Below are 20,699 nucleotides of genomic sequence, written 5' to 3' on the forward strand. Positions count from 1 at the left end.
CGTGTGGGTGCGGCTCAGTGCCGGTCGTGGGTGTATTGCTTTGGCTCAAGATTTGTCTTCGTTTCTTATTCAGTACCGGTCAAATCACATCTTTTGAAGCGGCGTTTGGTATCGCCTCGATGATAACAAAGGCCTGCGCCCATGGGTGATCGTCGGTGAGTGTTAGATGAATATTGGCCTCATGGCCTTCTGGGATCATTTCTTCAAGCCGTTTGGCCGCACCGCCTGTGAGCGAAAGGGTGGGTGCGCCCGATGGTTTGTTCACGACGCCGATGTCTTTCATAAAGACGCCGCGCCGAAATCCGGTGCCGACCGCCTTGCTGAATGCCTCTTTGGCAGCGAAGCGTTTGGCGTAGGTTCCTGCGATGGTGAAAGGGCGCCGCTGCGCCTTCGCGCGCTCCAATTCGGTGAACACGCGGTTCTCAAACCGCTCACCAAAGCGGTTCAATGAGTTCTGGATACGCTCGATATTGCACAGGTCTGAGCCAGTTCCGATGATCATGAAAACGCCCTTATGATGACGACAATGAGGAGGGTGGCTGCCATGACATGCAGCATGATCTGGCTCTTAAACAAGGGATGCGCGAAATCGCCTTTGGCCATTTTGATCGCGCCGACATAGCCGAATATCTGCAAAGCCACCCAGCCAATCGCAAAGGGCCGCATGATGCCGGTGTTAAGCGAAAACCCGAGGAAGCCAATGCTCGTGAGAAACAAGCATGCGGCTGCCAATGCCCAGCGCTTTTGAGCAGGTTCAAGGGGAGGGGCATCTTGCGGCTGGCTCACCTGGTAATCCTCATCCCCGCGCTTCATCCATCAAATCGCGCATCCGGCGGATGGCTGGCTCTAACCCAGAGAAAATTGCCTCGCCAATAAGATAGTGCCCGATGTTAAGCTCGGCCAATTGAGGAATGGCGGCGATGGGTTGGACATTGTCAAAGGTGAGGCCGTGGCCTGCGTGCGGCTCAATTCCGTTTTTTGCGGCAAGGGCGCTCATATCGGCGATTCGGCGCAGCTCGCTTGCCACCCGCTCTCTGTCACCATCAAGGATTGCGTGCGCATATTCGCCTGTGTGAAACTCCACCACAGGCGCGCCTAAGCGATTGGCTGCGTCCAATTGCGCCTCGCTTGCCTCGATAAAGAGCGATACGCGGATGCCTGCCTCGCGCAATTGATCGACGATCGGCACCAAAGTGTTGTGCAAGCCTGCTGCATCCAATCCGCCCTCGGTTGTGCGCTCCTCGCGTTTTTCAGGGACGATGCAGGCCGCGTGCGGTTTGTGACGCAGCGCAATCTCAAGCATTTCCTGAGTCGCCGCCATTTCAAGGTTGAGCGGCAGATCGGTCGCATCTTGAATGCGCTGCAAATCCTCATCGCGGATATGGCGGCGGTCTTCGCGAAGGTGCGCAGTGATCCCGTCCCCGCCAACAGCTGCCACGATTTCTGCTGCGCGCACAGGATCGGGGTGGTCGCCGCCTCGCGCGTTGCGGATAGTGGCGACGTGATCAATGTTGACGCCTAATCGAAGTTTGTCGGGGATCATCCGGCTTTTATTCCTTCCGGCTTCCGGGTTTGGTCACAGCTACGGCGGCGAGCTCTGGCGGGATGTTATCTTCGTCATAGGTGGCAAAATCAAAAGCGGCGAGCGGGAAGAATGGCACGCCCAAATCGACCGTCCCCATAGAACGGTCGATGAGTGAGCATTCTGCGATCACTTCGCCGCCCTCTTTGGCAACGGCGGCAATGGCTTCGCGGCTGGAAAGACCAGTTGTGACCACGTCCTCGACCATGAGCACCTTTGCCTCTGGTTCAAGCGCGAATCCGCGGCGCAGGTGAAAGACGCCGTCCGGGCGCTCCAAGAACATTGCGTCCTTGTTCAAAACCCGGGCAACTTCTTGGCCGATGATAATCCCGCCCATCGCAGGTGAGACAACCACATCGACCTGTGCGAGGATTTCCTCAGGTATAGCCTTCACAACGCCCTGAGCCAGCCGTCCGGCCCGCGCCGGGTTCATCAACACGCGTGCGCATTGTAGATAGTGACCCGAATGCTTGCCAGACGACAGTTTGAAATGCCCCTCAAGAAGCGCGCCGCTTTCCCGAAATTCGGCAAGCACGTCATTAACGGTTGTGGGGATAGATTCGCCTGTGGCGGAGTTGGTGACTGAAGCTGGCATAATTAGGTAACAATCCGCTGTAATCTGGGGTTGTGATATGAATTCTCGAGTGCCAATTGCGTGCGCAACATGGCGACTTGCATAATTTTCTCCCTAGAAGCGCTTGAGGCCATGAGCAAGCGCGGCTAAGGGGGCTGGAATTGTGGCAGACATGTCGTGATAAGCGAGTGAGACTTGAGGCCTTTTGGCCGCGTCGGTCGTAGCTCGTGGTGGGATAACAATTTAAAAAACCGATTAGGCTGGAAAATATGCGTCAGGCTGTTGACCGTTTTCACTTGGGAATTCTTGCGCTCGTAGCAGCGCTCTTGGCGCTTGCTGTGCCGCAGACCGCCACCGCGCAGGATGCCGCTGAGGTGGCATCCGAAGAGGTTGCTGCTCCTGCTGAGACCGCCGGCGGATATGTTCCAATGGCTCCAACACCGGGCAAGGGCATGCCGACCTCTTACGAGGATGATCCGCTTGCGAGCATGACATTCCAGGATCAATACAGCCAAGACGGTCTTTATGCCTTGTGGATGCACGATGTGATCCTGCTTCCCGTGATCACTTTGATCAGCCTTTTTGTGCTTGGCCTGCTGCTTTACGTAGTTGTGAAGTTCAACCGCCGATCCAACCCAAACCCATCGCGCACGACGCACAACACTTTGATCGAAGTGGTCTGGACGGTTGTTCCGGTCATCATCCTCGTGCTCATCGCTGTTCCGTCGATCACGCTGCTCGCCAGCCAGTATGAAGAGCCGCCAGAAGATGCGATTACAGTGAAGGCTGTTGGGTATCAGTGGTACTGGGGTTACGAATATCCCGATCACGGTGTTGAGGTTATCTCCAATATGCTGACCGAAGAAGAGGCGATCGCTTCTGGCGAAGGCGAGCAATTCCAAATGGCGGTTGATAACCGCATGGTTGTGCCCGCTGGTGTTCCGATCCGGTTGCAGACAACGGCGGCTGATGTGATCCATGCGTTCGCGGTTCCATCGCTTTGGTTCAAGCAGGATGCGGTTCCGGGCAGGCTGAACGAGAGAATGCTCGTGATTGATGAGCCCGGCGTTTATTACGGCCAATGTTCAGAGCTTTGCGGCGCGCTTCATGGCTATATGCCGATCACCGTTGAGGCGCTTCCGATGGAACAATTTGAGGCATGGGTTGCTGAACAAGGCGGCACTATCCCCGGCGCAGAAGTCGCTGTGGAAGCAGAAGTAGAAGCAGAAGCAACCGAAGAGGCGGCAGCTGCGTAACTCGCAGAACAGCCCGACAAGATTAGAATACACGCGAGAGAGCTAATAATTATGGCAACCACCGCAGACAATTTCGCACCGGCAACAGGCGGCACAACTGGGGTCACAACAGGGGGGCCTGTTGACGATCATCACGATCATAAACCCGGCTTCTTTTCCCGTTGGTTCATGTCAACCAACCACAAGGATATCGGTTCGCTCTATCTGATCTTCGCGATTGTTGCGGGGATCATTGGCGGCGCTATGTCCGGTGTGATGCGTATGGAGCTGATGGAGCCGGGTATTCAGTATCTCTGGTGGTTCGCTGGTTCTTCGCCTGAAGATCTTTCGGCTGCGGGTCACATGTGGAACGTGTTTATCACAGGTCACGGTCTTATCATGGTCTTCTTCATGGTGATGCCAGCCATGATCGGCGGCTTTGGTAACTGGTTCGTGCCGCTGATGATCGGCGCGCCGGATATGGCGTTCCCGCGCATGAACAATATCAGCTTCTGGCTGACGGTTGTTGGCTTCTTGTCGCTGTTGTTTTCGTTGTTCGTGCCCGGCAACTCCATCGGTAACGGTGCAGGCGTTGGCTGGACGGTTTATGCGCCGCTTTCGACGACGGGCGCGCCTGGCCCAGCGGTCGATTTTGCGATCTTCTCGTTGCACCTGGCGGGCGCTGGTTCGATCCTCGGGGCAACCAACTTCATCACCACCATCTTCAACATGCGCGCGCCGGGCATGACCCTGCACAAGATGCCACTGTTCGTATGGTCGGTGCTTGTTACAGCATTCCTGCTTCTGCTCGCGCTTCCTGTGCTTGCAGCGGCGATCACCATGCTTCTCACAGACCGCAACTTCGGGACGACCTTCTTCGACCCCGCGGGCGGCGGTGACCCAATCCTTTACCAGCATTTGTTCTGGTTCTTTGGGCACCCAGAGGTCTACATCATGATCCTGCCGGGCTTCGGTATGATCTCACAAATCATCGCGACCTTCAGCCGTAAGCCAGTGTTCGGTTACCTCGGCATGGCCTATGCGATGGTCGCAATCGGCGTCGTCGGCTTCATCGTGTGGGCGCACCACATGTATACCGTCGGCCTCGACGTAAACACGAAGATGTACTTCACCGCGGCAACCATGGTTATTGCGGTGCCTACGGGCGTTAAAATCTTCAGCTGGATCGCGACGATGTGGGGCGGCTCTATGGAGTTCAAGTCACCGATGGTTTGGGCGCTGGGCTTCATCTTCCTCTTCACCGTTGGCGGTGTGACCGGTGTGGTCCTCGCAAACGGCGGGATTGATGATAACCTTCACGACACATATTACGTCGTGGCTCACTTCCACTACGTTCTGTCGATGGGCGCTGTGTTCTCGCTCTTCGCCGGGTTCTACTACTGGTTCCCGAAGATGAGCGGCCGGATGCACTCAGAGCTTTTGTCGCACCTGCACTTTTGGGTGTTCTTCATCGGCGTGAACGTGATCTTCTTCCCGCAGCACTTCCTCGGCATGAACGGCATGCCGCGCCGCTATCCTGACTATCCAGAGGCCTTCGCGTTCTGGAACTACGTCAGCTCAATCGGCTACGTCATCATGGCAGCATCAATGCTCATCTTCTTTGTGAACCTCGCTTACGCGTTCCTCGCAGGCAAGAAAGCGGCGAACAATCCATGGGGCGAAGGCGCAACCACCCTGGAGTGGACGCTGACCTCGCCTCCGCCGTTCCACCAGTTTGAAACGCTGCCAGTGATCGAGGATCACCACGATTATCACGATCACCGTCCGGCAACTGCTTGAAGCCGGTAGCCTTGACCAAAGCCGGGGCACCAAGACTAAATAAGGGGGAGGGCGCGCCGTTTAGGAGTGCCCTCTTCGCACAAAAGGAAAGGGCCGTAGGGCCGCGCCATTGAGATGACCGCAACGACCACGACAACAGCGATGCCGACCGAGTGGCGCGATTTCTTCGCGCTGACGAAGCCGCGCGTTATGACGCTGGTTGTGTTCACGGCGATCTGCGGTCTCTTGGCGGCTCCTGGCTCTATTCATCCGGTTCTCGGCTTCACCGCTGTCCTTGCCATTGCGATGGGGGCTGGTGGGTCTGCTGTTCTCAACCAATGGTGGGAAGCTGATCTTGATGCCGGAATGAAGCGCACCAAGGATCGCCCGCTCCCCGGTGGCCGCATGAACCGCGATGATGCGCGCGACTTTGGGATGTTCTTGTCAGGCGTTTCAGTCATGCTGATGGGCGTGGCAATAGGCTGGCTCGCAGCGGCACTGCTCTTCGCGGCGATCATTTATTACGCCGTCATCTACACAATGTGGCTCAAGCCGCGCACGCCTCAGAACATCGTAATCGGCGGCGGTGCGGGCGCGTTTCCCCCGCTGATTGGCTGGGTGGCAGTGACCGGTGAGCTTACCGCTATGCCGGTCTTGCTGTTCGCAATCATCTTCATGTGGACCCCGCCGCACTTTTGGGCGCTCGCTTTGTTTGTGAAGACCGATTACGCGAACGTTGGCATTCCGATGATGCCAGTGGTGAAGGGCGAGAAATCAACCCGCCACCAAATCCTTGCCTACACGGTGCTGCTTGCGCCTGTCGCGGTTGCGCCGTGGCTGATTGGTGGGACGAGCTGGGTTTATGGCTCTGTATCGGTAGTGCTCTCTGTCCTGTTCTTTGCGCTCGCATGGCCTGTTGGCCTTCGCACCCGCGCTGAGAGCGATCCGATGAAACAGGAAGTGCTCCTGTTTAAATTCAGCATCGCCTATCTCTTCGTGCTGTTCGCAGCATTGGTCGCTGACCGCGTGCTGTTTGCACACGGTCTCATCGGGGGAGGCATGTTGTCATGACACCCGACGATAAGGACGAATTCAAGCGCCGCCAGAATGCGCGCAATTGGGTTGTCGGCGGTTCGCTCTTGTTCTTTGCTTGCCTCTTTTATGCCATCACCATGGTCCGGATTGGGGATCTGTAGAGTTGAGCGTTTACACCGGCCTTGAAGACGACGTTGCGCGCAGGAATGTGCAGACCGGGATCATTGCCGGTATCGGCGCGCTGGCGATGCTGGGCATGGGCTATGCAGCGGTTCCGCTTTACGACCTATTTTGCCGGGTGACAGGCTTTGGCGGCACCACTCAGGTCGCAACCGAAGCGCAGGCGAACGCTGCGGCGCTCGTAAGCAACGGTCGCCAAATCTCCATCCGCTTTGATGCGTCTCTTGCGCGCGATATGCCTTGGGAATTCACCCCGACACAAAGCACTGACACCGTGCGCATCGGCCAGCGCGATATTGCGACCTATGTGGCGAAGAACAACACGGGTAAGCCGATCACCGGCACCGCGACGTTTAATGTCGAACCGTGGCAGGCGGGTGCGTATTTTAACAAGATCCAGTGTTTTTGCTTTACTGAGCAGACACTTCAGCCGGGCGAGGAAGTCACCATGCCTGTGCTCTACTATGTCGATCCGGCGATCCTCGAAGACGACACCATCGCCGATGTTGAGCAAATCACACTTTCGTATACTTTCCACCGCGCGAAAGACGCTGTAGCAGCAGCACCGACGCGCAAAACACCATCTGATGCATCCTAAGGGACGGGAACTCGAACCATGGCTGGCAATGTAAACCACGACTATCACATTCTGGAGCCCGATATCTGGCCGCTCGTCGGCTCGTTTTCGGCGCTGACGTTCACCAGCGGCATGGTGCTGAGCTTTTACCCAGACCTGTTTGGCGCTGCATCGAACATCGTCATCTGGGCAGGCCTTGCTGGCCTTATCGCGACTTTCTTCATGTGGTTCCGCAACGTCACTATTGAGGCGCAGCAAGGCGACCATACGCCAGTGGTTCAGCTCCACATGCGTTACGGCATGATCCTCTTTATCGCCTCTGAGGTGATGTTCTTTGTCGGGTGGTTCTGGAGCTTTTTCGACTTCGCGCTCTTCCCCGATCCGCTCGCCTATGACGCGGCGGCTGGGAGCACTGAGGCGCTGAATGTGCTGGTTGGCGGCACTGAGACCCCGAAGGGAACCTTCGTTCCGCAAGGTATGGAAGTGCTCGACCCGTTCAGCCTGCCCCTTCTTAACACGCTGATCCTGCTGTGTTCAGGCACCACGGTCACCTGGGCGCACCACGCGCTGATCCACGGTGATCGTGAGGGACTGAAGCAAGGGCTGTGGGCGACCATCGGCCTTGGCGTTTTGTTCAGCGGCATCCAAGCTTACGAGTATGGCATTGCTCCGTTCACCTTTGGCGGCAACACGTACTCAAGCGCCTTCTACATGGCGACCGGCTTCCACGGCTTCCACGTTTTGATCGGCACGATCTTCCTCGCCGTGTGCCTTTACCGTGCCTACATCGGCCACTTCACCTCGCGCCAACACTTCGGTTTCGAAGCGGCGGCTTGGTACTGGCACTTTGTTGATGTCGTGTGGCTGTTCCTCTTCGTTGCAGTTTACGTTTGGGGCGGCTGGGGCGCTGTTTACCACTGATGAGCGGGCCTTCTGGTCCTGACACATCTAAAGGGCAGTCCGGTATCTTCCGGGCTGCCCTTTTGGGTTTATGCCCGCAGTGCACCGAGCCGACTTTATTTGAGGCACCTGCAAGGGTGGCGATGGAGTGTTCGGGTTGCGGCTTGGACCTCACCAAATATGAGCGCGGCGGACGGGTGAGCGGATTGTTCACTGTGCTCATTGCGATTGTGCTGATCCTGATCGCACTTGGGATTGAGAGTGCCTTTCGCCCGCCCTTGTGGTTGCAGGCAGCGGTTTGGGCTCCCGTGACGGTGGGAACGGTGACTTATTCGCTTCGGCTGTTTAAGACTGTACTGCTTTACGCCGCTTATGAGAATGCCAAGGACGCCTCCGAATGATCCGCCAATTGCCTTTGATCCCGACGGTGCTCGTGGTGGTGGCTGCGGCCACGATGGTGTGGCTGGGCTTTTGGCAGTTGGGCCGGGCTGAGGAGAAGGCGGCATTGATTGCGCAATATGCCGATGCGGGCGTCCAGTCGGTGGACTTCCCTTATGCTGGCTCAGGCGAAGATATCTGGTTTCGCCGCAGCTCTGTTGATTGCAGTGAAATTCTCAGCCGTGATCCAGTTTCAGGGACCGCTGCGAACGGGGCCAAGGGCTGGGCGATGCGCGTAGTGTGCAAAGCTAAGGACGGGAGCGGCGATGCCGGATTGACTGTTGATCTTGGTTTCACCCGCGACCTCAATGGTTTTGAATGGGAAGGCGGAATGGTGGAAGGGATCATTGCGCCAGGACCCCGCCTTGTAGCCGATCCGCCGGCCGCCGACCTTTATCCTTTGGCCAAACCCGATCCCAATGACCTTCCCAACAACCATCTTGCTTATGCTGGGCAATGGTTCTTCTTCGCGCTGACGGCCTTGGTGATCTATTTCTTTGCAGTGCGTTCAAAGCTGCCGAAACGGGATTAGCCCTCAACCGTCATCCTGAACTTGTTTCGGGATAACAAACCCCGCCCACGGTTATCCTGAAACAAGTTCAGGATGACGAGTGTATAGAGCTTTACTTGCCCCTAAACCCACACGGCGCTAACCGCACCTGCAATATGCAATACATATCGACCAGAGGCAGCGCACCGGCGCTCGATTTTGAAGGCGCAACGCTTGCAGGGCTCGCCGGCGATGGCGGGCTCTATCTGCCAGCGCAGTGGCCGCGTTTCAGCGAAGACGACATTCGCGACATGCGCGGGCTTCCATACCCGGAACTCGCCGCGCGCATTATGGCACCCTTCGTCGCGGGCTCGCTCACCGATGATGAGCTCGGCGGCTTGTGCGAAAAGGTCTATGGCGACTTTGGCCACTCGGCGGTCACGCCTCTGGTCCAGCTCAACGAACAACACTGGCTGCTCGAACTCTTCCACGGGCCAACGCTCGCGTTCAAAGACGTAGCGCTGCAAATGCTGGGCCGCTTGTTTGAGACATTCCTTGAACGCCGGGGCGAGCAGCTCACCATCGTTGGCGCGACGAGCGGTGATACAGGCTCTGCCGCCATCCGCGCGGTTGCGGGCCTTGAGCGGGTTGAGATTTTCATGCTCCACCCCTCGGGCAAAGTCTCCGACGTACAGCGCCGCCAGATGACCACCGTTCGCGCGCCCAATGTGCACAATCTGGCGATTGCAGGCAGCTTTGACGATGCGCAGGCCCATGTGAAGGCGATGTTTGCTGATGAGAGCGTCACAAACACGCTCAACCTTGGAGCGGTCAATTCGATCAACTGGGCGCGATTGATGGCGCAAGTTGTGTATTACTTCTACGCCGGGCTCCAACTGGGCGCACCGGACCGCGCGGCGGCCTACAGCGTGCCCACAGGCAATTTCGGCGATATCTTCGCAGGCTATGTCGCCAGCAAAATGGGCCTTCCCATTGAGCAGCTGATCGTTGCCACGAACGTCAACGACATTCTCCACCGGGCGCTGACCGATGGCGACTATTCCACCGGCACAACCACGCCCACTATCACTCCTTCGATGGACATTCAGGTGAGCTCAAACTTCGAGCGCCTCCTGTTCGATGTCGGCGGGCGCGATGGTCATGCGATGGCTGAGCAAATGCGCAGCTTTGAAAGATCCAAAGCGATGCAGCTTACCAACAGCCAGCGCGAAGGGGCCTCTGCGCTCTTCTCCAGTGGGCGTGCTGATCAGGAAGAGACCACCCGCGCTCTCCAATGGGCCTATCGCCACTGCGCGCAAGTGATCGACCCGCACACGGGCGTTGGCCTTCATGCGGCGCAAATCTCCGAATTGAGCGCAGATGTGCCAATTGTGACCTTGGCAACAGCCCATCCAGCTAAATTCCCAGACGCAGTCGAGCGCGCCACAGGCACTCGCCCCGCGCTTCCCGCACGCGTGGGCGATCTGTTTGGCCGCGAGGAAGCTATGACGGAAATTGGCGGCGATTACGCCGCCGCGCGCGATTTCGTGCTCTCCAACGCAGGCGCAAATGGCTAAGCTCATCCAGCAGCCGCTGGTGATGGAGTGCGCTGGTTGGCCAGATAACAGCTCGTATCGGCTCCTCGACAGCGGCGGAGGGCGCAAATTTGAGGCCTTCGGCCCCCACGCCTTTATCCGCCCCGAGCCTCAAGCCATGTGGCAGCCGCGCTTGCCTGAATGGGATGCGGCGGGCGAATTTGTGCCGGGCTCTGATGAAGATGGCGGAGGACGCTGGAATCTCTCGCCCGAAGTTCCCGATGGCTGGGAGCTAGCATGGAACGAGGTGCGTTTTACCGCGCAGCCGACGCCGTTCCGGCACCTTCAGTTCTTTCCTGATATGGCCCCCGTTTGGCACTGGATGAGAGAGCAATTAGGCGCGCGCAAGGATGCCGAGACGCTCAACATGTTCGGCTACACCGGACTTGGCTCTTTGGCGCTGTCCGACCATGGCCGAGTGACGCACGTTGATGCGTCAAAGAAATCCGTCGCACAGGCCCGCGAAAACGCCGCGCTTTCCAAAATGGAGGATCGCCCGATCCGCTGGCTTGTGGATGATGCGGCTAAGTTCACCGCGCGCGAGGTTCGCCGAGAGCGCCGCTATGACGGCATCATCCTTGATCCCCCCAAATTCGGACGCGGTCCGAAACAGGAAACCTGGCGTATTGAAGAGGGGCTTCCCGGCCTTATCCGCGACTGCGCAAAGCTGCTCGATGACAAAAGCGCCTTCCTCTTTCTCACGGTCTACGCTGTGCGCATGAGCAGCCTCTCCATCGCTGGTCTGCTTGAAGAGACGCTTCAGAACCTTCCCGGTCAAATCGAACACGGCGATCTTGCCTTGCGCGAGGAAGGCCCCGATGGCCGCCTCCTTCCAACAGCGATCTTCGCACGCTGGTCCAATCCCGGCTAAAGGCTTTGGCATAATGACCCAAACCGATTCGCTCATTCTCGAAGTTGCCGACCTCGAAGTCGATGTCCTCACCGGCATCTATTCCGAGGAGACCGGCAAGCCGCAGCCCCTACGCATCACCATTCAGGTGCGCTATGATGTGGCGGATCGTTATGATCCTGATACGCCGCTGGATGCGTCGAAGAATTATATGGACCTGAAATTTGCAGCGTCCGAAGGGCTTCCCAAGGGTGTGCATTTCAAGCTGATTGAGGCGGTGGGAGACCACATTTGCGAAACGCTGTTTGTCCAAGACGTGCGGGTTCAGGCGGTGAGCGTGAAGATCGTGAAGCTCGCTATCGCGGAAGCCAATGAGAAGATCGGCATCACCCTCCACCGCGAGCGGCCCGCGTAACCGCTTATGGCGCAGGCGCAGTATCACGTTAGCGATCTGCCGAAGGGCGCGCTTGAAGCTAGCACCGCATTCTATGCCGAGCATTTGCCGGCCGCGCGCGCAGCTATTGCCGAGATTGGTGGGAACGGTGATCTGGTAATCATCCTGCCATCAGCGCCATATGACCACAAAGATTGGCGACAAGCTTTGGCCCGCGATCTGGCCCGCGAGTGTGCGCCTGCCCGCATCAATGTGATTGCCGCCGGTGATGAAGCGCGAAAATCGACGCTGCTTGCCTATTTGGCAGGTGCAAAGGGCGTGACGGGACACTACGCTGAAACGCATGACTGAGGTGACCTCCCGCCAGCGCGACGTTTTGAGCCTTGGCGGCAAGGGTGCGCCTTTGATCGACACTTTTGGTCGCGCGATCAGCTACCTGCGACTTTCGGTCACCGACCGCTGCGACCTGCGCTGCACCTATTGCATGCCGGAGCGCATGACATTTCTTCCTAAGCGTGAAGTTCTCTCGCTCGAGGAGCTTTATGACCTTGCAACCGGCTTCATCGCGCGCGGGGTTACCAAGCTGCGTATCACCGGGGGCGAGCCTTTGGTGCGCCGTGATATTATCGACCTGTTCACAGCGCTTGGGCGGCATTTGAATGCCAACCACTCGGACAAGGGCAGGCTGCAAGAGCTGACCCTGACGACCAATGCGACGCAGCTTTCGGGCCATGCAGAGGCGCTTTACAAGGCGGGCGTGCGGCGGGTGAATATCTCATTGGATACGCTTGAGCGGGATAAGTTTGCTGAGCTCACAAGGCGCGATGCTTTGCCGCAGGTGCTAGATGGGATCAGGGCGGCCAAAGAGGCAGGCTTACGCGTTAAGCTCAACGCCGTTGCGCTTAAGGGTGTGAACGAGGATGAGCTTCCCGACCTTATCGCTTGGGCACATGGGCAAGGCCATGAGGTGACGCTTATCGAAGTGATGCCGCTGGGCGATGTGGAAGAAGAGCGCCTCGACCAATATCTGCCTTTGAGCGATGTTAGGACGCGTTTGGAAAAACTCTGGACGCTTACCGACAATGCGCACCAATCAGGTGGTCCGGCCCGCTATGTCGATGTGGCAGAGACCGGCGGTAGGCTCGGGCTAATAACACCGCATACGAACAATTTCTGCGATGGCTGCAACCGTTTGCGGGTGACGGCAACAGGCCAGCTTTACCCTTGCCTTGGCGGGGGAGAGCGGGTGGATTTGCGCGCCGCGCTTCGTTCAGATGACCCGCAAGGGCAATTGGCAGCGGCGCTCAATAAAGCATTGCAGATCAAGCCGGAGCGCCATCATTTCCGCATGGATGAACGCGGGTCAGAGCCGCACTTGCCGCGCCACATGTCTATGACGGGAGGCTGATCACCATGGCTGTCAAAATCGTCTTTTTGGGACCGCTTGCCGATATGGCTGGACGCCCGAGCATGGACGCCGAAGCGCCGCTTGATTGGGCAGGGCTGCTTGGCGTGGTCGGCGCAGAGGTCGCTGGACAGCTCCGAGAAGAGCGCGTCAATATAGCCTGCGGTGGCAGGGTGCTCGCGAACAAAACCGAACTTAATGCCAAGGACGGCGATGAAGTTGCGTTACTGCCACCGGTAAGCGGGGGCTAAGGACGGGTGAAGGATGTCCGCCTCCTCTTTGATCCATTCATACCCGGCGCGCTGGTGGGCCCGTTTACGCAAAGCCATCCCGGCCTTGGCGCGGTGTGCACGTTCGTCGGAGAGGTTCGGGGCGGAGAAGGACAGGATATGGGCGTCGAGGCCCTAGAACTTTCTCATTACGAACCGCTCACGCTTCCCACGATGGAGGCCCTCGCGGATCAAGCCATCGAGCGCTTCGACCTAATCGGCCTGCTTATGCTTCACCGCGTAGGCAAAATGCGCGTAGGCGAACCCATCGTGCTCGTCTCCGCTGCCGCCCGCCACCGCCGGGGCGCGATTGATGCGGTTGATTTTTGTATGGACCATTTAAAAGCCGCAGCCTGGTTCTGGAAGCGAGAGAAGCGCGAAGACGGTTGGCACTGGATCGAACCGCGCGCCGCCGACTATGCCGATTTGGCGCGCTGGAACTAAAGAAGAGCGACGACAAAAGGCCTGATTTGATTTGAACCGATGTGGAACTGATGCGGGACCGATGTGGGCGCGCATAGCGCCTGTTTCATTCCCTTAGCGCCGCATTGAGCGAATCAAGCGTCGCATTCTGGTCAGCGATCATCCTGAGAATTTCCGCCTGAAATTGCCGAATTTCCTGGGTCCGCTGAAATCCGGTCGCCGCTTTGACTCCGATAAGATCGAGGTCGGACAAAGCCAGCGCCGTTTGCCCCCTCAACGAGGTAAGCTCAGCCACACCGGCAAGCGCGCGGGACCTTATGTCGCTTTCTGGGCCGACGCCGCGTGCTGAATAAACGAGGCGGCCTACGCCGCCTTGCAATGCCGTAAAGCGCGAGTGCGCTTCCTCTGCGCGGCCCACCGGCGCCATGAGTGCATCCAGATCGCTGATGCCGACCCCGGAGGGCCCGGCCAGCTCGGCAGATTCAAGATTTCCTTCAGCCCGTTCGGCATCGCGCACTGCAAGCGAGGGATAGCGCCCATCAGCCGACGCGCAGCCCGCAAGGGTGGCGGTGAGGGTGACGCCCAAAACGATGCAATAGCCGGTGTGCCGATGGATGCTTTTCATAAAACCCGTTTAATCCTATCTCGCGTTCCAGACCAAATAAATATGCGCCGAGTTTCTATCTGAGTGCAGATTCTCATCAAACTGGCGTTGACTTAAATGCCCCTTTCCCTTACCGGCACGCTTCCTTCAGGCGCGGCTTTGTGGCTGCGCTTCCCAAACTTAAGCGTTTGGGTGGTCCGGTGGGCTTGGATATTCCAAGGTCAATCGGACAGTCAAAGAAACGAGAGTATTTAGCCATGTTCGCGATAGTGCGCACTGGCGGCAAACAGTACCGGGTTGCCGCTGGAGACAAAATTGCCGTTGAAAAGCTCGCCGGAGAAGCCGGCGACACGATCACTTTGGGCGACGTTTTGCTCGCTGGCGAAGGCGAGACGATCGCTGACGCATCGAAAGTGAGCGTCTCGGCTGAGATTATCGCTCAAGCAAAGAGCGAGAAGGTCGTCGTTTTCAAAAAGCGTCGCCGCCACAACTACCGCCGTAAAGCAGGGCACCGTCAGCAGATGACGCTCCTGCGCATCACTGATGTGGGTGCTGGCGCGAAAAAGGCTCCTGCAAAGAAAGCGGCCGCTCCTAAAAAGGAAGCAGCGCCTAAGGCAGAAACCGAAACGAAAGCAGCGGCTGCTAAGAAGCCAGCTGCGAAAAAGCCAGCTGCCAAAAAGGCACCGGCTAAGAAAGCACCAGCTAAAACAGCGGCCCCTAAGGCTGATAAAGAATAAGGATGGTATTGAACCATGGCACATAAGAAAGCAGGCGGTTCATCACGTAACGGTCGCGATTCAGTCGGTCGCCGCCTTGGTGTGAAGAAATTTGGTAGCGAAGCTGTCGTTGCTGGCAACATCATCGTGCGTCAGCGCGGAACCAAGTTCTATCCGGGCAACAATGTGGGCATGGGCAAAGACCATACCCTATTTGCGCTCGAGCATGGCGTGGTCCGATTTCACACAGGCAAGCAATCGCGCAAATATGTCTCTGTAGACGTTATGGCGGAAGCAGCCGAATAAACGGACGATCTCAACCGGATCGTCCACCCGAAAGGGAACTGGGACGGTCCTAACCGATGAAACATTCGGCACTCAGAGGGAGAAGGGCCACCCCAGTTTAGGGGAGCCCGACTCCCTTTTGTCGTTTTTCCCTCGCAATTTTCCGACTCCTGCTCGGCTGTAGTGCAAACGTCATGCACTTCCGGTAAAAGCCGAAGGGAAGAGAGATAGGAGAGGTTCCTTGTTCCATCGCAGCGACCGTTTACTGCTAAGACCGATTTGGCCCGAAGATTGGCAAGCCGTCTATGGCGGCATTGCGGATGAAGGCGTGGTGCGCAATTTGGCCCGTGCGCCGTGGCCATACTCCAAGCAAGACGCGCGCGAGTTCGCTTCGCGAGTGCCTGCGCCGTCTGAGCCGCGTTTCCTCATCACCACTGCGCGCGATGCTCAAGTTGTTGGTTGCATAGGCCTCGACGCTCAGGGCCCGGAATACCCCGGCGCGGTCGAGATAGGCTATTGGATCACCCGGCAGCACTGGGGCAAGGGCTATGCCACCGAAGCTGGCCGCGCAGTGCTGAGTATTGCACGGGCGCTTGGATATCCGAGGATCTTCGGATCGCACTTCCTCGACAATCCCGCTTCGGGCGCAGTGCTAGCGAAGCTTGGCTTTGAACCCACGGGCCGCATGATTGAGCGTCACTCGTGCGCACGCGGAGAAGCAGCGATGAGCGCTGAATTTGCACTGAACCTCTACCGCACGTCACAACCTGTCCAATCGCAGTTGAGGGCGTCACAGCCTGTACTAACGCAGTTGAGCGCGGCTTGAGCCTTCGGAGCAAATCCCCTAGCAACCGCCTTAATGACTGTTCGCAAAAGACTAAGCCCCGAAGAATCGCGCAAATTCGCCCTTGAGGCGGCGCGCGCGCTGCTCATTGAGACGGGTCCGCAATCGGTGACGCTCAAAGCTGTGGCAGCGCGCATTGGGCGTACACATGCCAATTTGCTCCACCATTTTGGTTCAGCCTCAGGCTTGCAAAAGGCTCTGGCTGAGCATTTGGCAAAAACCGTGTGTGAAACCATTATCGAGGCAGTCCGGGCAAGCCGTGCGGGGCTGGGTTCGGCCCGTGAGGTTGTGGATCTGGCATTCGATGCTTTCGACCGCGAAGGGGCAGGCGCGCTGACCTCTTGGATGCTGCTTACGGGCAATGAGGATGCGCTCAACCCGATTATCGGCACCATTCATGAACTGGTCGATGAAATTGCCCCCGAAGAGGCTCTGGATCATTCAGACGACCCGATGCACGTTCACAAAGACACACTCAGCTTGGTCCTGCTGGCATTGGGCGATGCGCTCATCGGGGCGGCTCTGGCAAAATCGCTGGGCTTGCCGCGCGATGCAGCGCGCGACCGCGCGGCGGCCAATCTGGAATCCTCCATGGCCGTGCATTACGGCGAGAAGGCTATTCGTTAATCCCCGCCGCCTGCCAATCGGGCAAGGTCACTGGATCGAGATCAGTCACGCGCAAATGATCCACCGCTAGACCAATTTCCGGGTATGCTGCACGTTGCCGTTTTTCTTGTGATTGCGCCAGAGGCACCACCACAAGCCGCCGGTTGACCTTTTGCCGCCAGTTCATACGTGCGGTGTTTTCCTGCCCAATATAGCACCCTTTTTCGAAACTTACGCCCGATAGCTCAACCGCGTTGGTCTCTAGCCACAAGATGTCGCCAAGTTCGCTTTGTCCTTCGGGAACTCCGAGCGACAGGCGGTGGGCGAGGTAATCTGCGTCTGCTGATGCGCCCTTCGCGTCACCCAGCCAGCGGTATCCCAATTCGGCCAAGCGGGGGTCGGAACCTGCGCCTTCGACCGCCTCGCGTGACCAGTGCACTCCTTGGGTGTCATCGCGCGCAATCGTGATTTTGCAGCGCAAGCGATACAGCGAGAGGCGCTTTATCAGGTCGTCTGTGACAGACCCCTCGCAGTCGAGCAGCACATCATCTCCGCTGGCCCACACGAAAAAGTCGAACATCGCCTTTCCTTGAGCCGACAACAGCCCGGCATAGACAGGCAGATCGCCGCTTACATCGTTGGTCACAAGGCCTTGGAGAAACCCGCGAACGTCTTCGCCCTGTTCATCGGCATGCATGCGGATAATTGCTCTGCTTTTGAGATAGGTAGCGCTCATAATTCCAGTTCTTTCGCGATGGCATAGGCGAAATTCTCACCCATTTGCGGCCCTTGTTTAGGATAGAGATAAGGTTCGATGAGTTCTGCTTCCATAAGCATCAGCGCGCCGTCATCCCCTTCAAGCATGTCGATCCGCGCATAAAGCGGTGCGCTAAAGGGAAGAGCGTCTATGATCGCACGGGCCCGTGCCTGCTCTTCGGCGCTTGGCTCATATGTCAATTCCGTCCCGCCATAGAGCGATTGGACGCGATAGTCGCCCACTGCGGGCATTTTGCGTACACAGTGGCTGTACTTGCCGCCGAAGAACAAGAAACTAAGCTCACCTTTTTTCGCGATTGCTGAAAGATACGGTTGGACCATTGCCGGATGATCGAAGCGCCAATCATCGGGCACCCGTCCGCGTTTGAGCAAGTCCTGCCCTTCGGCTCCTGCGCCAATCTGGCGTTTGACGACCAGCTTCTCGCATCCCAGTTCATCCATCGCAGCCTCCGCCCCATCAGCATCCAGGCTGTCGGCCCAAAGCGTGGGGATTGTGCGCACGCCGCTCTCGCCCAGCTCTTTGAGATAGGTCTTGGAGATGTTCCAGCGCACTACATTTGCCGGATTGCAGACCTTGATACCTCGTTCTTCAAGCGCCTCAATCTTGGCGAGAAATGCCCCGGCCTTGTCCGCATAGTTCCAAGCGGTGCCCAGTACGACAAGATCGGCGTCTTCAAAGCGTTCCAATGGCGCTTCCCAGTCAAGCACACTCAGAGCCCAGTTTCTTGCCTTTAACGCGGGGGTGATCGCTGCAATCATATTGTCGTGTTCGAAGGCATCCTCGCGCCGGGTTTGAGAGCCGGGAAGAGTTGTCTCGCAGGCGAGAAATACGATGTGGGCCATAGTCTCACGCCAATAGTCTGCGGATTGAGGGGTGGAAACCCCCGCGCGCGCCGTTATGCGCCGGTGTATGACAGACAGGATCACCATCCGCCGCCCCGATGATTGGCACCTCCATTTCCGCGACGGCGACGTGATGCGCGGCGTCGTGCCATACACCGCTCGCCAATTTGGCCGGGCGATTGTGATGCCAAACCTAACCCCGCCTGTGACAACCGCCGAGATGGCAGCGGATTACCGCGACCGGATCATTGCCGCCGTCCCAGAGGGCATGGAATTCGAGCCACTGATGGTGTGTTACCTCACGGATGATACGGATGCTGATGACCTTGTGCGAGGCGCGCACGGCGGTGTGTTCACCGCTGCCAAGCTCTATCCGGCCAATGCGACCACCAACTCGGCCCACGGCGTCACCGATGTGCGCAAAATATATCCCGTGCTTCAGCGGATGAGCGATGAGGGCATCGTATTTTGCATCCACGGAGAAGTGACCAGCCCTGATATCGACGTCTTCGACCGCGAGGCGGAATTTATTGAGCGGTATTTGCGCGATATCGTTGCAAATTTCCCTGACCTTAAAATTGTGTTCGAGCATATCACGACAAGCGATGCGGTGGATTTTGTGCTGCAGTGCGGGCCCAATGTGGGCGCGACGATCACCCCGCAGCACCTCCATATCAACCGCAACGCCATGCTGGTGGGAGGTATTCAGCCGCACAACTATTGCCTTCCCGTGGCCAAGCGAGAGACACACCGCCAGGCGCTGCGCAAAGCGGCGACATCGGGGAGCCTTAAGTTTTTCCTTGGCACCGATTCAGCACCCCATTTTAGAGGCGACAAAGAGAGCGCATGCGGATGTGCGGGGATTTTCGGTGCGCCTTATGCGCTCGAGAGTTATCTTACCGTGTTCGACGAAGAGGGCGCGCTGGACAAATTTGAAGGCTTTGCCTCGCGCAATGGCCCAGCGTTTTACGGCCTGCCGGTCCACGAAGACACGGTTACGCTGGAGCGGGTGCCTGTTGAGGTGCCAGAAGAATTGGCGCTGGCGGGCTCGGCCATTGTACCGTGGCATGGCGGCCAGACGATCGGCTGGAAATTTGCTGGCTAGGCGTTGACGGCGCTTGCTTTGCGGGTCCGCCACCAAAGGTCTGCAACAAAGATCGCAATCGCTGTCCAGATTAACAGGAAGCTTGCAAGCTGCACCGTCCGCAATTGCTGACCGAAGACAAAAAGGCCAAGCACGAATACAATTGTGGGCGCAAGATATTGGATGAAGCCGAGCGTCGAGTACGCCATGCGCCGCGCGGCAATGGCGAAGAGCAGAAGCGGGATTGCTGTGACGACGCCTGACAGCACCAGCAAAAGGCTAAGCTCGGTTGTTCTGCCAAAGGTTGAGCCATCGGGGCTTGCCGCATAGTAAAGCGCGATAAGCGCTGATACGGGCATGAGTATCATGGTTTCGATGGCGAGACCCGGCAAAGCGCCCACATCCACCTGCTTTCGCACGATGCCGTAAAGGCCAAAACTGAAGGCGAGGCTGAGGCTGATCCACAAGGTCGTGAGCGCGCCTGACGAAAGCATAGCGACTGCACAAGCGGCAATCGCGACCGCGAGCCATTGCAGCTTGCTTAGCCGTTCCCCCAAGAGGAGCGTGCCAAGCAGCACATTAAGCAGCGGATTGAGATAATAACCAAGGCTGGTCGCATAGACCTGATTTTCCATAATCGCCCAGGTGTAGATAAACCAGTTCGCAGCGATAAGCGCAGCGCTGGCAAGGAGCGCGAGCACGGTTTTAAGTGAGCCAAGTGCGCGTTTGATCTCTCCAAACTGACGGCGAAACGCGACAATGATAAGGCACAAAGGCAGCGTCCAAATGATCCGCCAGCCGACAAACTCAAACGGCGGCACGCTAGAGACCAGCAGGATGTAGAGCGGCATGAACCCCCAGATCGTATAGGCAGCAAGCGCTGCGGGGAGGCCAGAGGGAGAGGCTGCCGCCTTATTGTTGGTGGAGGGTTCGTTGTTCATCGGAGCCTTGCGCCCTTAGGCGCGCGAATGTGGGCACGCAAGCTTAGCCCTCGGGGTAAATCCGCAGTGTCAGCAAAACACCGATTTAGATGAACGCGTGCTAACGACCGGCTCTCGAAGTGTTCATATAACATAGTCTAAACCTGAACAGACATTGAGGGGCGCGCAATTTCCTTTGTTGAGCGTCTCTCCTCCTCCTTGGGCCAAATCCACCACCGGCCCGGGCGCGGCAACCACCAGCCGTGGAAGACGTCTCCATGTTCCTTAGGAGTG

The 20,699-nt window shown here is 57.7% G+C and carries 28 protein-coding genes; 20 read left to right on the plus strand and 8 right to left on the minus strand.

The window, feature by feature from the left end; all coding sequences use genetic code 11:
- Positions 1–79: 79 nt before the first annotated feature.
- The 4 genes from acpS to pyrE are packed head-to-tail and all read right to left on the minus strand — an operon-like array spanning position 80 to position 2,177.
- A complete protein-coding gene (gene acpS, locus AC0V60_RS03545) occupies positions 80–502 on the minus strand; it encodes a holo-ACP synthase (RefSeq protein WP_486177159.1) in 423 nt (140 codons plus the stop codon).
- Positions 499–786 (minus strand): pyridoxal phosphate biosynthetic protein, encoded by a 288-nt coding sequence (locus tag AC0V60_RS03550; protein WP_486177160.1) that lies wholly within the window; start codon positions 784–786, stop codon positions 499–501. The genes acpS and AC0V60_RS03550 overlap by 4 nt, the downstream gene beginning before the upstream one ends.
- Positions 787–796: 10 nt before the next feature.
- Positions 797–1,543, minus strand: a complete 747-nt coding sequence (locus AC0V60_RS03555) for a pyridoxine 5'-phosphate synthase (protein ID WP_486177161.1) — start codon at positions 1,541–1,543, stop codon at positions 797–799.
- A gap of 7 nt (positions 1,544–1,550) precedes the next feature.
- Positions 1,551–2,177 carry an orotate phosphoribosyltransferase gene (gene pyrE, locus AC0V60_RS03560; RefSeq protein WP_486177162.1) on the minus strand — a complete coding sequence of 209 codons (627 nt, stop codon included), beginning with the start codon at positions 2,175–2,177 and terminating at the stop codon, positions 1,551–1,553.
- 248 nt (positions 2,178–2,425) lie between these two features.
- Between pyrE and coxB the strand changes: the two genes are divergently transcribed.
- From coxB to AC0V60_RS03635, 15 genes are all read left to right on the plus strand, one after another.
- A complete protein-coding gene (coxB, locus tag AC0V60_RS03565) occupies positions 2,426–3,412 on the plus strand; it encodes a cytochrome c oxidase subunit II (RefSeq protein ID WP_486177163.1) in 987 nt (328 codons plus the stop codon).
- A gap of 51 nt (positions 3,413–3,463) precedes the next feature.
- The gene (gene ctaD / locus AC0V60_RS03570; protein ID WP_486177164.1) at positions 3,464–5,191 is read left to right on the plus strand and encodes a cytochrome c oxidase subunit I; all 1,728 of its coding nucleotides are present in this window, start codon (positions 3,464–3,466) and stop codon (positions 5,189–5,191) included.
- Positions 5,192–5,305: 114 nt separating this feature from the next.
- Positions 5,306–6,241 (plus strand): heme o synthase, encoded by a 936-nt coding sequence (locus AC0V60_RS03575; RefSeq protein WP_486177165.1) that lies wholly within the window; start codon positions 5,306–5,308, stop codon positions 6,239–6,241.
- Entirely contained in the window at positions 6,238–6,366 is a 129-nt protein-coding gene (locus AC0V60_RS03580) for a hypothetical protein (protein WP_486177166.1), read from the plus strand. The genes AC0V60_RS03575 and AC0V60_RS03580 overlap by 4 nt, the downstream gene beginning before the upstream one ends.
- Before the next feature lie 2 nt (positions 6,367–6,368).
- Positions 6,369–6,983 (plus strand): cytochrome c oxidase assembly protein, encoded by a 615-nt coding sequence (locus tag AC0V60_RS03585; RefSeq protein ID WP_486177167.1) that lies wholly within the window; start codon positions 6,369–6,371, stop codon positions 6,981–6,983.
- Positions 6,984–7,001: 18 nt separating this feature from the next.
- Positions 7,002–7,883: a cytochrome c oxidase subunit 3 gene (locus AC0V60_RS03590; RefSeq protein WP_486177168.1), complete on the plus strand. Its 882-nt coding sequence runs from the start codon at positions 7,002–7,004 to the stop codon at positions 7,881–7,883.
- Entirely contained in the window at positions 7,883–8,263 is a 381-nt protein-coding gene (locus AC0V60_RS03595) for a DUF983 domain-containing protein (protein WP_486177169.1), read from the plus strand. Before AC0V60_RS03590 ends, AC0V60_RS03595 begins: the two co-directional genes overlap by 1 nt.
- Positions 8,260–8,832, plus strand: a complete 573-nt coding sequence (locus AC0V60_RS03600; protein WP_486177170.1) for an SURF1 family cytochrome oxidase biogenesis protein — start codon at positions 8,260–8,262, stop codon at positions 8,830–8,832. The genes AC0V60_RS03595 and AC0V60_RS03600 overlap by 4 nt, the downstream gene beginning before the upstream one ends.
- A 134-nt stretch (positions 8,833–8,966) precedes the next feature.
- Positions 8,967–10,367, plus strand: coding sequence for a threonine synthase (gene thrC, locus AC0V60_RS03605; protein WP_486179427.1), 1,401 nt, complete (start codon positions 8,967–8,969; stop codon positions 10,365–10,367).
- Positions 10,360–11,256: a class I SAM-dependent methyltransferase gene (locus AC0V60_RS03610; protein ID WP_486177171.1), complete on the plus strand. Its 897-nt coding sequence runs from the start codon at positions 10,360–10,362 to the stop codon at positions 11,254–11,256. Before thrC ends, AC0V60_RS03610 begins: the two co-directional genes overlap by 8 nt.
- A 13-nt stretch (positions 11,257–11,269) precedes the next feature.
- Complete coding sequence (locus AC0V60_RS03615) at positions 11,270–11,650, plus strand: dihydroneopterin aldolase (protein ID WP_486177172.1); 381 nt, start codon at positions 11,270–11,272, stop codon at positions 11,648–11,650.
- 6 nt (positions 11,651–11,656) lie between these two features.
- Positions 11,657–11,980, plus strand: a complete 324-nt coding sequence (locus tag AC0V60_RS03620; protein WP_486177173.1) for a Rossmann fold domain-containing protein — start codon at positions 11,657–11,659, stop codon at positions 11,978–11,980.
- Complete coding sequence (gene moaA, locus AC0V60_RS03625) at positions 11,973–13,037, plus strand: GTP 3',8-cyclase MoaA (protein ID WP_486177174.1); 1,065 nt, start codon at positions 11,973–11,975, stop codon at positions 13,035–13,037. Before AC0V60_RS03620 ends, moaA begins: the two co-directional genes overlap by 8 nt.
- Positions 13,038–13,042: 5 nt before the next feature.
- Positions 13,043–13,285 (plus strand): MoaD/ThiS family protein, encoded by a 243-nt coding sequence (locus tag AC0V60_RS03630; protein WP_486177175.1) that lies wholly within the window; start codon positions 13,043–13,045, stop codon positions 13,283–13,285.
- Positions 13,286–13,291: 6 nt separating this feature from the next.
- The gene (locus tag AC0V60_RS03635) at positions 13,292–13,747 is read left to right on the plus strand and encodes a molybdenum cofactor biosynthesis protein MoaE (RefSeq protein WP_486177176.1); all 456 of its coding nucleotides are present in this window, start codon (positions 13,292–13,294) and stop codon (positions 13,745–13,747) included.
- An 85-nt stretch (positions 13,748–13,832) separates the two neighbouring features.
- Here AC0V60_RS03635 and AC0V60_RS03640 read toward each other — a convergent pair whose 3' ends face one another.
- On the minus strand, positions 13,833–14,351 hold the full coding sequence (locus tag AC0V60_RS03640; protein WP_486177177.1) for a hypothetical protein: 519 nt from the start codon (positions 14,349–14,351) through the stop codon (positions 13,833–13,835).
- Positions 14,352–14,587: 236 nt separating this feature from the next.
- Between AC0V60_RS03640 and rplU the strand changes: the two genes are divergently transcribed.
- From rplU to AC0V60_RS03660, 4 genes are all read left to right on the plus strand, one after another.
- Positions 14,588–15,067 (plus strand): 50S ribosomal protein L21, encoded by a 480-nt coding sequence (gene rplU, locus AC0V60_RS03645; protein WP_486179428.1) that lies wholly within the window; start codon positions 14,588–14,590, stop codon positions 15,065–15,067.
- Positions 15,068–15,082: 15 nt separating this feature from the next.
- Complete coding sequence (gene rpmA / locus AC0V60_RS03650) at positions 15,083–15,352, plus strand: 50S ribosomal protein L27 (RefSeq protein ID WP_486177178.1); 270 nt, start codon at positions 15,083–15,085, stop codon at positions 15,350–15,352.
- A 220-nt stretch (positions 15,353–15,572) separates the two neighbouring features.
- On the plus strand, positions 15,573–16,157 hold the full coding sequence (locus tag AC0V60_RS03655; RefSeq protein ID WP_486177179.1) for a GNAT family N-acetyltransferase: 585 nt from the start codon (positions 15,573–15,575) through the stop codon (positions 16,155–16,157).
- Positions 16,158–16,190: 33 nt separating this feature from the next.
- Positions 16,191–16,802 carry a TetR/AcrR family transcriptional regulator gene (locus AC0V60_RS03660; protein ID WP_486177180.1) on the plus strand — a complete coding sequence of 204 codons (612 nt, stop codon included), beginning with the start codon at positions 16,191–16,193 and terminating at the stop codon, positions 16,800–16,802.
- Here the strand turns inward: AC0V60_RS03660 and ygfZ are convergent.
- Together ygfZ and AC0V60_RS03670 are read right to left on the minus strand one after the other, a co-directional pair.
- Positions 16,792–17,517, minus strand: a complete 726-nt coding sequence (gene ygfZ, locus AC0V60_RS03665) for a CAF17-like 4Fe-4S cluster assembly/insertion protein YgfZ (RefSeq protein ID WP_486177181.1) — start codon at positions 17,515–17,517, stop codon at positions 16,792–16,794. The genes AC0V60_RS03660 and ygfZ overlap by 11 nt on opposite strands.
- Complete coding sequence (locus AC0V60_RS03670) at positions 17,514–18,401, minus strand: ATP-grasp domain-containing protein (protein WP_486177182.1); 888 nt, start codon at positions 18,399–18,401, stop codon at positions 17,514–17,516. The genes ygfZ and AC0V60_RS03670 overlap by 4 nt, the downstream gene beginning before the upstream one ends.
- 67 nt (positions 18,402–18,468) lie before the next feature.
- Between AC0V60_RS03670 and pyrC the strand changes: the two genes are divergently transcribed.
- A complete protein-coding gene (gene pyrC / locus AC0V60_RS03675; protein ID WP_486177183.1) occupies positions 18,469–19,506 on the plus strand; it encodes a dihydroorotase in 1,038 nt (345 codons plus the stop codon).
- Here pyrC and rarD read toward each other — a convergent pair.
- Complete coding sequence (rarD, locus tag AC0V60_RS03680; RefSeq protein ID WP_486177184.1) at positions 19,503–20,426, minus strand: EamA family transporter RarD; 924 nt, start codon at positions 20,424–20,426, stop codon at positions 19,503–19,505. The two genes, pyrC and rarD, sit on opposite strands and share 4 nt — an antisense overlap.
- Between the last annotated feature and the right edge of the window lie 273 nt (positions 20,427–20,699).

It is taken from the genome of Erythrobacter sp. S259 (genome assembly GCF_057364965.1).